The 14,155-nt window shown below is 42.4% G+C and carries 16 protein-coding genes; 11 read left to right on the top strand and 5 right to left on the bottom strand.

Translation table 11 applies throughout. The annotated features are described in order from the left end of the window. Nucleotides 1-39: 39 nt before the first annotated feature. From NR125_RS18860 to NR125_RS18830, 7 genes are all read left to right on the top strand, one after another. Nucleotides 40-249, top strand: coding sequence for a hypothetical protein (locus NR125_RS18860; protein ID WP_034296789.1), 210 nt, complete (start codon nt 40-42; stop codon nt 247-249). Between the two features lie 23 nt (nt 250-272). After that, nucleotides 273-1,523 (top strand): MFS transporter, encoded by a 1,251-nt coding sequence (locus NR125_RS18855; protein WP_009333755.1) that lies wholly within the window; start codon nt 273-275, stop codon nt 1,521-1,523. Between the two features lie 13 nt (nt 1,524-1,536). Further along, nucleotides 1,537-2,034: an arsinothricin resistance N-acetyltransferase ArsN1 family A gene (locus tag NR125_RS18850; protein WP_256815909.1), complete on the top strand. Its 498-nt coding sequence runs from the start codon at nt 1,537-1,539 to the stop codon at nt 2,032-2,034. A gap of 474 nt (nt 2,035-2,508) precedes the next feature. After that, nucleotides 2,509-2,853: an ArsR/SmtB family transcription factor gene (locus NR125_RS18845; RefSeq protein WP_009333757.1), complete on the top strand. Its 345-nt coding sequence runs from the start codon at nt 2,509-2,511 to the stop codon at nt 2,851-2,853. Nucleotides 2,854-2,867: 14 nt separating this feature from the next. After that, the gene (locus tag NR125_RS18840; protein ID WP_254179008.1) at nt 2,868-4,163 is read left to right on the top strand and encodes an arsenic transporter; all 1,296 of its coding nucleotides are present in this window, start codon (nt 2,868-2,870) and stop codon (nt 4,161-4,163) included. Between the two features lie 28 nt (nt 4,164-4,191). After that, entirely contained in the window at nt 4,192-4,611 is a 420-nt protein-coding gene (arsC, locus tag NR125_RS18835; protein ID WP_009333759.1) for an arsenate reductase (thioredoxin), read from the top strand. Nucleotides 4,612-5,019: 408 nt separating this feature from the next. Next, nucleotides 5,020-5,913 (top strand): class I SAM-dependent methyltransferase, encoded by an 894-nt coding sequence (locus NR125_RS18830; RefSeq protein ID WP_256815906.1) that lies wholly within the window; start codon nt 5,020-5,022, stop codon nt 5,911-5,913. 52 nt (nt 5,914-5,965) lie between these two features. On the opposite strand, the gene NR125_RS18825 is transcribed toward NR125_RS18830, so the two are convergent. From NR125_RS18825 to NR125_RS18810, 4 genes are read right to left on the bottom strand one after another with little or no spacing between them, the layout of a single operon-like run. Beyond that, on the bottom strand, nt 5,966-6,364 hold the full coding sequence (locus tag NR125_RS18825) for a hypothetical protein (RefSeq protein WP_192908850.1): 399 nt from the start codon (nt 6,362-6,364) through the stop codon (nt 5,966-5,968). A 6-nt stretch (nt 6,365-6,370) separates the two neighbouring features. Then, complete coding sequence (locus NR125_RS18820) at nt 6,371-7,765, bottom strand: sensor histidine kinase (RefSeq protein WP_192908849.1); 1,395 nt, start codon at nt 7,763-7,765, stop codon at nt 6,371-6,373. Next, a complete protein-coding gene (locus NR125_RS18815; protein ID WP_009333763.1) occupies nt 7,762-8,433 on the bottom strand; it encodes a response regulator transcription factor in 672 nt (223 codons plus the stop codon). The genes NR125_RS18820 and NR125_RS18815 overlap by 4 nt, the downstream gene beginning before the upstream one ends. Before the next feature lie 42 nt (nt 8,434-8,475). Then, entirely contained in the window at nt 8,476-10,602 is a 2,127-nt protein-coding gene (locus NR125_RS18810; protein ID WP_256815904.1) for an MMPL family transporter, read from the bottom strand. Between the two features lie 195 nt (nt 10,603-10,797). On the opposite strand from NR125_RS18810, the gene NR125_RS18805 reads away from it, so the two are divergent. From NR125_RS18805 to NR125_RS18795, 3 genes are all read left to right on the top strand, one after another. Beyond that, entirely contained in the window at nt 10,798-11,586 is a 789-nt protein-coding gene (locus NR125_RS18805) for a hypothetical protein (protein WP_009333765.1), read from the top strand. Continuing rightward, nucleotides 11,587-12,039, top strand: a complete 453-nt coding sequence (locus tag NR125_RS18800) for a hypothetical protein (RefSeq protein WP_009333766.1) — start codon at nt 11,587-11,589, stop codon at nt 12,037-12,039. Between the two features lie 187 nt (nt 12,040-12,226). Further along, nucleotides 12,227-12,916, top strand: a complete 690-nt coding sequence (locus NR125_RS18795) for a YetF domain-containing protein (RefSeq protein WP_192908847.1) — start codon at nt 12,227-12,229, stop codon at nt 12,914-12,916. Nucleotides 12,917-12,941: 25 nt separating this feature from the next. On the opposite strand, the gene NR125_RS18790 is transcribed toward NR125_RS18795, so the two are convergent. After that, the gene (locus tag NR125_RS18790) at nt 12,942-13,679 is read right to left on the bottom strand and encodes a YqcI/YcgG family protein (protein ID WP_372675470.1); all 738 of its coding nucleotides are present in this window, start codon (nt 13,677-13,679) and stop codon (nt 12,942-12,944) included. 112 nt (nt 13,680-13,791) lie between these two features. On the opposite strand from NR125_RS18790, the gene NR125_RS18785 reads away from it, so the two are divergent. After that, entirely contained in the window at nt 13,792-13,935 is a 144-nt protein-coding gene (locus tag NR125_RS18785) for a hypothetical protein (RefSeq protein WP_256815903.1), read from the top strand. The last annotated feature ends 220 nt before the right edge of the window (nt 13,936-14,155 follow it).

Raw genomic sequence — 14,155 nt, 5'->3', positions numbered from 1 at the left:
ATAAAGGGGAGAATTAGTTCCCTAATAAAGGTGATGCCAATGACCATCAATCATGCTGGATCGCTCAAAAAAGAATATTTTATTTCATATATGAAATTACTCATGAATGCATTTGGATGTTCTGTTGAGGAAGCCAAAGATAGAACCTTTGAAAGGCTGTTTCGATTGCGCGAAAGTGAAATGGGGCAGGAAACGTATACACAATTTCTTTTGGCTTATCGGGATTTAATGAAACATCCCAATGATTAAGAAAACTCCGGAGAGGATGAATCATGGTGACTATTAAAGATCAATTATCTTCAAAGCCTATTATAATAGTCGCCGTCGTCACAGCTTTAAGTCTATTAGGAGATTCCATGCTTTATATTGCCTTGCCTGTCTATTGGGAAACTGCAGGCCTTGATTCAATTTGGCAAGTGGGTGTGCTCCTATCCATAAACCGTTTCATACGATTGCCTTTTAATCCAATTGCAGGCTGGATATATAAACATATTTCATTAAAGGCTGGCCTGATCGTTGCTGTTCTGTTAGGCGGATTCACAACGATTTGTTATGGTGTTTTCGAAGGATTTGCGGCATGGGTGATCCTCCGTGCATTATGGGGGATTGCCTGGTCATTTTTTCGAATAGGCGGATTATCAGCTGTTGCCGTATATGCGGATAACAATAAGCGGGGAAGTTCCATGGGGTTATATAACGGGCTTTACCGTACTGGAAGCCTGGTTGGAATGCTGATTGGGGGCTTGTTCGTTCCGGTTATAGGTTTGAGCACGGTTTCAATTGCATTTGGGTTTTTGTCCCTATTGGGGCTGCCTTTAATGCTGATTTCTAAAATAAATCAGGATGTGAAAACTCCTGAAAAGAAAGATAGAATGGCTAAAGAGACGCCTTTCATTGGAAAGGCCGGATATAAAGCATCGATAATTGTTTCAGGCTTTCTAATTGCCATGTTATATCAAGGAATAGTGACATCCACACTTAGTTCCTTGATTGAACATTTTTACGGAGAGAATATATCAATATGGAATGTGGTTGTCAGTGTTACATTATTATCAGGCATCATTCAAGCGGTAAGGTGGACATGGGAACCTTTTCTGGGAAGGACAGTGGGGCATTGGTCTGATGGAGCGCGTGGGAGGCTGCCGATTTTTATTGTGTCCCTGATTTTTGCAGGGGTTGTCTTTGGCATGGTATCCATTAGACTTCCATTAGAGCTGTGGATAGCCGTTACTCTTTTAGTAATGGCCGGTGCTACAATTTTATCTACCATTCTGGACACGATTGCACTGGACACAGCAAAGACTGCAAACATTGTATCTTTCCTTACGATATACTCAATCTCTCAAGATATGGGGGCAGCTTTAGGCCCGGCGCTTAGTTACATATTAATACAGTTAGAGGCGGGTTTTACATTTTTATATTGGGGCGGTTCGATCATACTGATTATTTTAGCAGCGATTTGGATGTTGTTAGCAAAGAGGTTAAACACATGTATAAAAAAAGAGATCTATGAATCTTATTAGCGGGGGACCAGAAATGATAAGTGAAACTGTTATTCGTGAAGCCAGAATGACAGATTTAGAGGATATTCTGGAGATTTATAATCAGGGAATAGAAGATCGCATCGCTACATTGGAAACAGAGGCAAAAGATCTTTCCTATATGACAAACTGGTTTGAACAGCATCAAGGCCGATATAGTGTGCTTGCCGCTGAAGAAGGGGATCAAGTGATTGGCTGGGCTTCCTTGAATCCGTATAGCAGCCGCTGTGCTTATGATGGAGTTGCAGATCTATCAGTCTATATCTCCAGAGCATTCAGGGGCAAGGGAGCAGGCGGGAAGCTGCTTTCTGCTCTCGAAATGAAAGCAAGAGAAAACAAGTTTCATAAGCTGGTCTTGTTTACTTTTCCATTTAATGGACTTGGACAGGGACTGTACAAGAAAATGGGGTATCGTGAAGTAGGCATATTTCAAAACCAGGGTGTTTTGGATGGAGAGTTTGTCGATGTGATGGCTATGGAAAAACTGCTTTAATTAAAGGTGCGGCTATTGGTTTAGCCGTTTTTTTGTTGGCTTTTTCTTAAAAGTTCGGAGGGGGAAGAGGTTCAGACAGGGTTTCCCGGATTTCCTGTTTATCTGTCCGAAGTTGGATAAGGTTCGGACAAAATCAGCCGGAATTCCTGTTAATCAGTCCGAAGTTGGGACAAGGTTCAGACATGATCTCTCAGATTTCTTCCTCGCCTGTCCGAAGGAACGGAGTGCTATCTATAGTCAGTTTCTTCATAGTAAAATCCCCTTGTTCGAAAAAGCCTTAAGTAAGGCAACCGCACAAAAAAACGGCTCTGTTCCAATAAGCTCATTTGTCAAAACCAGCAAACCAAAATGAATGCAGCTGAAGTAAAAAAAGCAAACTATATGTGTAAAGTTTTTGTAAATAAGAAAAAAAGCATTTACTTATATAAGTAAATCATTATATATTAATATGTGCAAAGCGGGGGTGAAAAGATCATGGAAGTGTCCACAGTTGAAATCGACAAAGCATCATCCATTTTAAAATTATTAGGCGATAAAACACGGCTCACAATGGTCAAACTTTTAAATAACCATGAATGTTGTGTGTGTGAGTTTGTGGAAATTTTTAAAATGAGCCAGCCGGCCATTAGCCAGCATCTCAGGAAACTAAAAGATGCAGGAGTGGTAAGGGAAACCAGAAGAGGTCAGTGGATTATTTATTCATTGAATCAGGATAGTGAATACTACCCATTGGTTCAGACTGTGCTCGATCACCTTCCAAGCCAAGATTATTTATTAGAAAAATTGAAAGAACAGGGTTTGCGAATTTCCTGTGAGTAAGAGGGGAGAACACATTGACTCAAATAATTTTAGCATCGGTGATTTTCTTGGTCACCCTCATATTAGTCATTTGGCAGCCAAAAGGGCTATCCATCGGCTGGTCAGCATGCGGTGGAGCCATCCTGGCCTTAATTGCCGGTGTGGTTGACTTCCATGATGTTATAGATGTTACTTCAATTGTCTGGAATGCGACATTAACTTTTATTGCCATCATCATTATATCTCTTATTTTAGATGAAATCGGGTTTTTCGAATGGGCCGCTTTACATATGGCGAGAGCGGCAAAGGGCAGCGGAGTGAAGATGTTCATTTACGTGTCCGTTTTGGGAGCGGTTGTCGCAGCATTCTTTGCGAATGATGGAGCGGCACTCATTCTCACACCAATCGTCCTCGCAATGGTCCGGAACCTTCAATTTGAAGAAAAATTGGTTTTTCCGTTTATCATTGCGAGCGGATTTATTGCGGATACAACGTCCCTGCCATTGGTTGTCAGCAACCTTGTCAATATCGTCTCAGCTGACTTTTTTGGCATCGGCTTTGTGGAATATGCGTCCCGCATGATTATTCCGAACTTCTTTTCGCTGGCAGCCAGCATTTTAGTCTTATTCCTATACTTTAGAAAAAGCATACCAAAAAATTATGATTTATCTCATTTGAAGGAACCGGCGGAAGCAGTTCGGGACAGCAAAATGTTCCGATTGTCCTGGCTTGTTTTAGGCATCTTATTAATTGGTTATTTTGCAAGTGAATGGATTGGTGTCCCCGTTTCATTCATTGCAGGCATTATAACCATTTTCTTCCTGATTATGGCGCGAAGAAGCCCGGCTGTGAATACGCGTACTGTCATCAAGGGTGCTCCATGGGCGATCGTTTTCTTTTCAATTGGCATGTATGTTGTGGTTTACGGATTAAGAAATGCGGGTCTTACAAATGTATTGGCAGACTTAATTCAAATGACAGCGGACCAGGGACTATTTGCAGCCACGATCGGAATGGGATTCATTGCGGCCATCCTTTCATCTGTCATGAACAATATGCCAACCGTTATGATTGATGCCCTGGCCATTGCTGATACGAATACAAGCGGAATCATGCGTGAAGCCCTTATTTATGCGAACGTGATTGGATCTGATTTAGGCCCGAAAATCACGCCGATTGGTTCCCTGGCAACCTTGCTATGGCTTCATGTATTGTCCCTAAAGGGAGTAAAGATCTCATGGGGAACGTATTTTAAAACAGGGATTGTATTAACCATTCCAACATTATTTATAACATTAGCCGGTCTATATATTTGGCTGCAGATCCTTTAAAAAACTTACCTAAAAGGAGAAATTCAACATGACTAAAAAAACAATTTACTTCCTATGCACAGGCAACTCATGCCGCAGCCAGATGGCAGAAGGATGGGCCAAGCAGCATCTAGGTGATGAATGGAAGGTTTATAGTGCAGGGATCGAAGCACATGGTTTGAATCCTAACGCTGTAAAAGCAATGAAAGAAGCAGGAATTGATATTTCCAATCAGACTTCTGATATCATAGATCCTGAGATTCTGAATCATGCTGATTTGGTTGTAACGCTTTGCGGAGACGCAGCTGATAAATGCCCGATGACACCTCCTCATGTGAAGCGGGAGCACTGGGGATTTGATGACCCTGCAAAAGCAGAAGGAACAGAAGCAGAAAAATGGGCTTTTTTCCAGCGTGTCCGTGATGAAATTGGCAGCCGCATAAAAACATTTGCCGAAACAGGAAAGTAAATAATATACTAAAAAACATTCAAGGGAGGGAACAAACATGATAATCACAGACAATGCGCGTGATGAATTAAGAAAAATGCTGGAAGAACAAAATGCCAGCAGCATTCGCATCTTTTTTGATGGCTATGGCTGAGGACAGCCAAGAATAGGACTGGCTCTGGATGAGCCGGCAGCAGATGATATTATTGTCACAATCAATGAAATCAAAGTAGCAATTGACCCTATTATTGAACCAAACACCGAAGACCTTGTTTTAGAGCGAAGCGGAAACGGAAGCGGGATATCGATGATCGGGAATACGGGAAGATGCTGTTAGAAATAGGACCTTTAGGGTCCTTTATTATTTTCTTTAAGAGATAGGTGAAATCGGATCAAAAACCTAAGCTGCAGGAGGAATTTAGCACATTCTTGCGGAATAGTCATAGCATCGAAGTAAAAGAAGGAGCAAATAAACCCATGAATGAAAATGAAATAAAGGCTATTGTTGACTGCATGGCTGCGGGCAAAATGGCATATGAAGTACAGATGGTTCAGACGAGGCATCGCATAAAGCTTGTGGATTTCTGGGGTATAAAAGCTGAAAGCCAAATTCTTGAAATTGGATGCGGACAGGGAGATACAACCGCGGTGCTGGCTGCCTATGCTGGTGAAAAGGGATTTGTACATGGGATTGATTCGGCTTCACCTGAATACGGGAGTCCGGTTTCACTCGGTGAATCGGCTGAATACCTGAACCAATCCAAAGTCGGCAAGCAGATCAAAATAGATTTTAATTTAGATATTTTAGCTGAGATTGTGGAATTTCAGGAAAACTTCTATGATTATATCGTATTCTCCCACTGTTCATGGTACACGAAATCTTCTGCCGAGCTTTTAAGGATCCTCGAAAAGGTAAAAAAATGGGGAAAGCAGCTTTGTTTTGCAGAATGGAACACCGAAATAAACACAATCGAACAATATCCGCATTTATTATCGATCCTCATTCAGGCACAATATGAAGCCTTTAAACAAGAAAGTGATTCTAATGTGAGAACCCTGCTGACTCCTGGCGATTTGAGGGATATTGCGGAACAAGCAGGATGGCGAATCATTAAAGATTCTAACATAGATTCCCCTGATTTGCAGGACGGCCTTTGGGAAATAGATAAGGTGCTGACGGACTTTAACGATGAAATAAAGGGGATAAAGAATTTGCCTGAGAAATTAACAGATCTCCTGCAATCCGAGGTTTCGATGCTGAAAACGGTAGCAGAATCAACAGAAGTTAAGCCTCTATCTGTATATAGCTTTATAGCTGAATAGCTGACTAAAAAAGCCATGCAGCCCCCAAAGAGGACTGCATGGCTCTTTTAACTCAGCGTTCCGAAGTTTTTTCAGTCAAAAAGGTAATCGCCACAAACAGTGCAAAGGCCAGCAGCAGCAAGGTTCCGCCAACGATGAAGAAGACCAGAACAAAGGTATCCCCTAAATTAAAAGGATTTAATGTGTACATCCACATTCCGATTGTCAATCCGAGTGCTCCTGCCATTCCAAGTATGCTGTGAATGACAACGAGCTTTTTATATTTTACTCGGTATACCTTATAAAAGATTCCCCATGCAAATACGGAAAGCCATCCTACGAGCAGGATGTGGGCATGAATAGGCCTTAAAGAATAATCCATTTGCCCGGACATATGCGATCCAAGGTAGGTCCCGATAATGCCAAAGATGGCTGCAAATCTTATTAATCTGATGCTCCATTTTTGTTCCATAGTTTTTTATTCCTCCCGATGTTTCTCCCTGAAAAATGTAATGGTAAAGGTGGTTCCTTTGCCAGCCTGGCTGACTGCCCTGATTTCCCCAGTATGCAGTTCAATAATCTGTTTCACAATCGAAAGCCCGAGTCCTGTGCCATCTTTTTTTCTTGCTGAGTCCACCCGGTAAAATCGGTCGAAAATCTGGCTGATCGCATCCTCGGATATTCCGGTCCCGGTGTCTTTAAAAACAACTTCAATCGATGATTCAGTTTGAGACTGGCTGATTAAAATACTTCCGCCATGAGAGTTATATTTTATCGCATTCGTCAGCAGGTTGTCCCAGATATTCACCAAGAGCTCCGGATCTCCCTTGAAAATGACAGGCGCAAGCTTGTAGGAAACCTCAATCTCTTTTTCTTCCAGCCGCCATTGATGTCTGCGGATGGTTTCCTTGATCTGATCGTCCAATTTCACATCCGAAAGCTTCATCGGATACGATTTCTGGTCAAGAGAAGTCAAAAGCAAAAGCTGTTTGGTCAGATTGGAGAGCCGCTTCGACTCCTGATCGATAATCTGTACATATTCGAAGTGTTCTTCTGCAGACAATTTCTGTGTCTGCAGAAGTTCTGCATACCCTTGAATATTCATAAGAGGGGACTGAAAGTCATGAGATACATTGTTGATGAATGACTTGCGGGCCTCGTCATTGTGCTGCAGCTGTTCCTGCATGCGGCTGAAGCTTTCTGCCAGCTGTCCGATTTCATCCCTGCGGGCAATATTCAGCGGGAAGTTAAAATTCTCCCGTGTGATTTCCCTGGTGGCTTCCGTCAGTTTTGTTATCGGCTTAATGAGATGCTTGGCGAACCAAATTACTCCGGTGATGCTGACAACGGCAATGGCGACAAAGAACCATGCGAAAATCATATGAATGTCCGAGAAAAGAAGCTTATTATTCGGGCGAAGGAATAGCCCGTAATTCTGATCGTTCATGGTAAAGGGGACACCGACGGTATTTTCAAGATCGTTTGAAAAATGCCCCATCAGCAGAAATTGGCCTGCAAAACTATCCATCCCATGATAAACTTCCTGATCGGTCAGCACTTTGGCAGCTTCCTCAGGCAATTCGGTCTTATTAAACGGCTGCCCGAAGAATTCCCCTTCACCCGATTCCGTCACGATATAGAGCTGATAGCCGAGCTTGCTCATGGAATTTAAGTAAGTTTCATAAGCAGGACCAGAGGAATGCATATTTTCCAGGCCATGAGCAATTTCCTCTGCAATCACAACATTTTGTCGGTCGATTTTCCCCTTTGTCGAAGTCATATAGACCCAATTGGTTAAAATGAAGGAAAGCACGATGCTTATGGCTAGAATCACAATTGTGGCTACAATGAATTTCCGGTATAGGGTTTTCATTTTATTTCCTCAAGCTTATAACCGATACCGCGAACAGTCTGGATTTCAACGGTTGCGCCATATTTTTTCAAACGATCGCGAATTCGGTTGATATGGGTATTTAAAGTTTGTTCGCTGCCCTCGTAATCCGATCCCCAAGCCTGTTCGATCAATGCAGCCCGCTGTGTGATTTTACTTTTTCGTGCCGAAAGTAAGCTCAGCAGCTCAAATTCCTTTAATGGAAAAAGGATGGTCTCCTGATTGATTTCCACTTCAAAGCTTTTTCTGTCCATTAACAGGTTTCCGGCTTTGATGACTGTTTCCATTGCCCGCTCAGCCCTTCTTAACACCACGGCTACCCGGAAAAGGAGCTCCCTCACTTCAAACGGCTTTACAATATAATCTTCAGATCCGGATAAGAAGCCTTGTTCCTTATCACCCAGCTGCCCCTTCGCCGTTAAGAGTATAACAGGGATTCCGAAGTCATTAGTCAGAAGCCTGGTGAGTTCGAAACCGTCCATACCAGGCATCATGACATCGACAACTGCTAAATCTGCGGTTTGTTCTTCTAAAAGTGCTAGTGCTTCTTGTGCATTGTTTGCGCGCAGGACTTGATAGCCTTCACGATTTAGATGGATTGTGACGAGTTTCTGTATATTCACATCATCGTCTACGACAAGTATCTTCATATCAGGGCCACCTCACAGAGGAATAGGGAGGGGACCCTCTCTCTATTCCGATATTTTTTGCCGGGAAGTCTCCTTGTCTTTTTCAAAAAACAGAATTAATGCTGGAAGCAGCATCCCCCTAACAAGGAAGGTATCAATCAATATTCCCATGGCAACAATGAATCCAAAAACGAATAAGTCCGCTATCGGCATGGTCATCAGGGCCGCAAATGTAGCAGCCAGAATGAGGCCGGCAGAAGAAATGACGCCTCCGGTATTCCGGATGGCAATTTCAAGAGCGTTCTTGACTCTATGTGTCTTCCTTTCCTCGATAAACCTTGAAACAAGAATGATGTTATAGTCAATCCCCAATGCTACAAGGAAAATGAATGAATAGACAGGAACACGGGAACTGATGGATTCAAAGCCGAATAATACATCAACAAGGAATATCCCCAGTCCTAAAGCTGAGACAAATGAGAGCAGAATGGTTGCCATCATGTAGATCGGCATCTTTACAGATTTCGTAAGCGCAAATAACAGCGCAAGAATCAGAACCGTCTCAAGCAGAACAATTTTTATTATATCACCGTTGTTGATATCCTGTTCGTCCACTATTTTCGCAGTGACCCCGCTGTAGTAAGATTCAGCTTCCAAACCGGCTTCTTGCAGCAGCTCCGGTGTGTCGTCACGCAAATTTTCCATAAAGGCTATGGCTTCAGTCGAATAGGGATTAATGGATAAAGCGACACTCATTTTAGCTGCCTTGCCGTCTTCAGAAAGTGCTGACAGGCGGACAGAAGCAATTTCATCAAATCCCTGCAGCTTCTCAGTTATCGCACTGGCATCTGTTTCATCCAATTTTTGATTACTGACAACCAGAAGTGTCGAAGGAGCCAGTTCTCCTTTGTCAAATCTGGATTCTACTATTTCATAGCCGACACGGGATGGCAGGTCATCCGGAAATTTTTTAACCATATCGAATTCATAATCAAGGTTAAAGATATTAAGCGCTGTGATGAGCATAAAAATGCCGACCATTCCGCCTGAGAGGCCAGGCTTGTTCACTACGAATCTGGCAAGCGGTCCCCAGACTTTATGTTTAACTTCCGTTTCCGTTCCGTACTGAGGAACTTTCGGCCAAAAAGCCTTACGCCCGAACAGGGTGAATAAAGCAGGAACCAGCGTTACGGACGCGAGCATGATAAAAAACATGGCTGTTCCAAAAATAGGAGCAAAGTTCTGATAATCCCGGAAATCCGCGAAGAACAGAACCAGCATGGCAGCAAGAACGGTTCCGCCCGCAAAGAACACAGGCTCGCCTGTTGCGCGCATCGCATGCTTCATCGCTATATATTTGTTTTCGTAATGGTTGAGCTCCTCCCGATAACGGGAGAATACAAATAATGAATAATCAATGACAGCAGCAAACAGCAAAATACTCATAATCGAGGTTGTCTGGTTATTAACCTCAAGTCCGCCAGCACCCATCAAAGCTATACTCTGGTTTACGACCTGGTAGACAATCGCCGTTGCCAGAAGCGGCATGACTGCAAGCAATGGTGAGCGGTAAATCGCTATAAGCAAAACAAGAATGATAAGAACGGTGGCAATTAGGAGAACAAAGTCCGCCTGTTCAAAAAGTTTAACCGTGTCTCCCGCTATACCCGCTGGTCCGGTGATATAAAATGCAGTACTCTCGAGATCCTCTGCAATGTTATTGCCAGCTTCAGAAGCAAGGTCGTTAATTTCGGCATACTGGTCATTGCCAAGCCCGTTCTCAAGCTCCATCGGCACAATCATCGTGGACTTATCTTTAGAAATGAAAGAACCTAAGGCTTGAGGGGGAAGCTTGCTGATATCGATAATCGTCTTGATTCCATCGATGTCCTCAAGCGTGATCCCTTCTAATATCTGTTTAGCTTCTTCGATATCAACCTCGCCATTTTCATTATGGAAAACCAGGATGCCCGGAGTTCCTTGTTTGTTTGGAAAATATTCCTCGGTTTTATTTTCGGCAATAATGGATTTCGCCTCATCAGGAAGTGACTGGAAATTATTTGTTTTATAATCGCCAAGCTTTGGACCTGCACTTAAGCCAATCATCAGCACAAGCCAGGCAATAATGGTAATCCACATCCCCCGTTTGGTGGAAACCCAATCTGTAATCGAATGCAGCAGTTTTTTCACATGAATGCCTCCTTAACTTATTTCAATGCCTATCTTACAAAAGGAAAATAAACTTAAGATCAACTTTTGTTTACAGTTGAATGGTGAAGGCACAAGGTGATGATTTAGCATTAACAAGCATATTGGATAAAGTATGAAAAAAATCTTTTTGCAGAAAATAGCCATAATGATTTTCGCTGTCTTGGGAGGAGAATTATGGCTCTTGTATTCAGGAAACAGAAAGAGGCTTCAAAGCTTTCCCATTTAAGTATCTTTGGCACAACACAAATCCATCTGCGGAATCCATATATTATAGCCATGTGGTCTGTGATGTTCCCAGGCTACGGGCATCTCCTGTTAAATAAATATTTAAGAGGGTTTTCATTGGTTATATGGGAATTGTTCATAAACCAATCGATCCATTTAAATTCGGCCATGGTTTACTCTTTTATTGGTGAAATTGAAAAAGCAAAGGAAGTATTGGATGTCAGGTATATGCACCTGTATATCCCTGTTTATATATTCGCAATCTGGGATAGTTACCGGACAACCGTGGATATGAATAAAATATATTTGCTTAATGAAAAGGACGCTGCTGCTGTGGAACGTTTAGTGATAAAGCCTTTTGAAATAAATTATCTTGATAAGAGAAATCCTTTATCCGCCATCATGTGGTCAGTGACTATCCCAAGCCTTGGCCAATTGTACATTCACCGAATATTTGCAGCTTTATTTACTTTGGTCATGACTGTCATACTTGTTCACTTTTCTCACTTTATCGAAGCCTTTCATTACCTCTTGGTGGGTGAACTTAAAAAATCCACTCAGGTATTGAATGCTCAGTGGTTAATGTATTTGCCCTCTTTCTACTTTTTTACGATTTATGATTCCTATATGAATGTGGTTGAAAATAATAAATTATATGATTCAGAGCAGAAAAGGCTATTAAGAAAGTTCTATCAATCCAAATCATTTATAGTAAAGAAAGGCATTAAGGTGAAGTAAATGCAGGTATTTGCAACATTTGATCATTCATCCTATCTGGAACTGGCAATTAAAAAGCTGGAGCAGCATGGAATAAAGGACATATACTCAGTTCCATTGGATAACCGGGCGGAGGATCCCGCGTTGTTTGACACCATTCACCAATCGGATGGAACATCTCTCATAAATAAAGGGATGATTCTGGCAGTAATGTTCTCGGTTGTTGGAGCCAGCAGAGGATTTATATTGAAATGGGGTCCAATTTATTGGGGCCTAATTGGAGCTGTTGCTGGTTTTCTGCTTGGATTTGCGATTGATTTCACTCTTTTAAAGCTAAGGTCCAGAAATAAGCGCCTGTTAAAAGGAGTAAAGTCAGAGGTTATTCTTATTATTGACTGCCAGGAGGAAGAAGGAAAAAAGGTTGAGGCAATCCTCTGGGAGCATCTTGCAAACGGAGTCGCCAGAGTAAATTAAATATCCTTTTTGGAGGACGAGTGATGAATTAATTTCCTAATGCACCAGCATTAATGGTATTAGATATGCAAAAAGGCTTTGATGATCCGTATTGGGGGAAGCGAAATAATCCCCGGGCTGAAAAATGATTTAAGGAGCTGGCAGCTGTTCTGAAGGCGCAGGCCCATAATGTGTAGGGGGAATTTTAATGACGGTAAACGAGACGATCCTTCGTGTAACTATCTCGTTTCTAGTACTTTTCTTATTAGCCAGACTGATGGGACGCAAGGAAATTGGACAAATGACCTTTTTCAACTGGGCTTCAGCCATTGGAATCGGGTCTATCGCCGGTAACCTTGCTGTGAATGAGAGTACCCTCATCAAAGATGGAGTTATATCACTGGTTGTTTGGACACTTTTTACCATACTGATGGACATGCTTGACCTCAAGTCGAAACAGGGAAGGACAGTCACAACTGGTGAACCATTAATAGTCATAAAAGCTGGCAGGATAATGGAAAGGGCACTCAAGATATCGAGGGTGGATCTGGATGAGCTGCAGGCATTATTAAGGCAAAAGGACATATTTTCGCTTAACGATGTCGATTACGCAATCCTGGAAACAAACGGAGATCTGTCCGTTTTGAAAAAGGAAAGTCAACAGCCTGTTACGAAAAATGATTTAAATATTATGAGTCCAAAAAATGATCTCATTCCTTTACCAACAGAAGTCATTGCAGATGGAAAGGTCAATTCAAAAAATCTTTCTAAATTAAAATTAGACAACAACTGGCTTTACAGGGAACTGCAAAAAGCGAAGATCCACTCAGCCGAAGATGTATTTTTTGCTCAAGTCCAGCAGGATGGCACTCTTTATATCGATAGAAAAAACAAATAGAGAACAGAAGCTGCTTCTGTCCTCCTTATTTATTCTTGAAAGTTCCCAGCAGACGATGAAAGGGGCATTTAGAGATCGTGGTGTCATCATCCCGCAGAAAATATTGTTTCCATTCGAAGTTATCATCGGCTCCATAACTGTTCAAATCAGGGTGTATCGCTATGCTGTCATATTTTTGAAGCCGTTTGCGGACCTGACTTTTAATTCGTGATGCTAAAGGTACTTTTTTCATAAACTCTTGCAAAACCCACCTCGGTGTGATGGCGAGCATCATCGTATCAAAATGCCGGCTCTGCCGATTTTTATGCGCAGGGGTGGCACAATAGACAAAATACTTTTCTCCGTTAAAGCAAAACTCCCAAAGTGGATCATGCGGGTCCTTTGGGATTTCGTTTGGCCACTCAGCATTATCCATCTCAGATAACTCTGTGAGCTGCTCCCAAAAAAGCTGCTCATATTCCTCCACACTCAAATCATCCCTTGTTTTGTAAAAAATGATCAGCGAAGTGTAGCTTCCGAACTCTCTTGAATGTAGAGAGAATTCCCTCAGCATGACTGCGGTTTGCTGAATGGCGGCCGGATCCATTGGGTCGTCAGCAAACCCATAACGGAGCTGATTTTTGGCAAACCCTATAGTTGCTGGTATGCAGGGGAAAGGCCTTTCTTTATCGGTCATCTTTGTCTGGAATCTATCAAAAGCAATCTGCTGCCAATCTTCTAAACTATGCATGCCGGAGGAGTTCGCAGTATATAGACTGTTGATCTTAGTCACCCCCTTCAGACTCCTACACTATATTCAAAATGGGATAAGGCAGGTGAGTGTCCATGGTGAAAATGGGCTGACAGAGGAGGTGTCGTTGTGGGGTTTGCAGGGGATGGCGACTAGAAATAGGAGAGTGGGCTGGGAAATGGTACCCATGGTGGGGACAAGGCGACGAAAAGGGGTGGAGAGGTGGGAGAGTGGCAGTCATGGACACAGCGATAAAGACGAAAAATCCAGGGATCAGGAAAAATGGTAGTTAATCAGAGTGAATAACGACGAAAAAGCGGAATGGTCAAGGGAACTGGTAGTTAATCAGAGCGAATAACGACGAAAAAGCGGATGGTCAACGAAACTGGTAGTTAATCAGAGCGAATAACGACGAAAAACGGAATGCTCAAGGAAACTGGTAGTTAATCAGAGCGAATAACGACGAAAAAGCGGAATGCTCAAGGAAACTGGTAGTTAATCAGAGCGAA

This window comes from Cytobacillus sp. Bac17 (genome assembly GCF_024519925.1).
In the GTDB taxonomy this organism is placed as follows: domain Bacteria; phylum Bacillota; class Bacilli; order Bacillales; family Cytobacillaceae; genus Cytobacillus; species Cytobacillus pseudoceanisediminis.
Note: the sequence above shows the minus strand (reverse complement) of the source record. Positions and strands in the feature narration are given on the sequence as shown.

Bases quoted from the DNA above. Each gene is read 5' to 3' on its own strand.
- NR125_RS18860 (WP_034296789.1), top strand. From the start codon at position 40: ATGACCATCAATCATGCTGGATCGCTCAAAAAAGAATATTTTATTTCA.
- NR125_RS18825 (WP_192908850.1), bottom strand. From the start codon at position 6,364: ATGGAACAAAAATGGAGCATCAGATTAATAAGATTTGCAGCCATCTTT.
- NR125_RS18785 (WP_256815903.1), top strand. From the start codon at position 13,792: ATGGCGACTAGAAATAGGAGAGTGGGCTGGGAAATGGTACCCATGGTG.
- NR125_RS18805 (WP_009333765.1), top strand. From the start codon at position 10,798: ATGGCTCTTGTATTCAGGAAACAGAAAGAGGCTTCAAAGCTTTCCCAT.
- NR125_RS18845 (WP_009333757.1), top strand. From the start codon at position 2,509: ATGGAAGTGTCCACAGTTGAAATCGACAAAGCATCATCCATTTTAAAA.
- NR125_RS18815 (WP_009333763.1), bottom strand. From the start codon at position 8,433: ATGAAGATACTTGTCGTAGACGATGATGTGAATATACAGAAACTCGTC.
- NR125_RS18800 (WP_009333766.1), top strand. From the start codon at position 11,587: ATGCAGGTATTTGCAACATTTGATCATTCATCCTATCTGGAACTGGCA.
- NR125_RS18820 (WP_192908849.1), bottom strand. From the start codon at position 7,765: ATGAAAACCCTATACCGGAAATTCATTGTAGCCACAATTGTGATTCTA.
- NR125_RS18850 (WP_256815909.1), top strand. From the start codon at position 1,537: ATGATAAGTGAAACTGTTATTCGTGAAGCCAGAATGACAGATTTAGAG.
- NR125_RS18795 (WP_192908847.1), top strand. From the start codon at position 12,227: ATGACGGTAAACGAGACGATCCTTCGTGTAACTATCTCGTTTCTAGTA.
- arsC (WP_009333759.1), top strand. From the start codon at position 4,192: ATGACTAAAAAAACAATTTACTTCCTATGCACAGGCAACTCATGCCGC.
- NR125_RS18855 (WP_009333755.1), top strand. From the start codon at position 273: ATGGTGACTATTAAAGATCAATTATCTTCAAAGCCTATTATAATAGTC.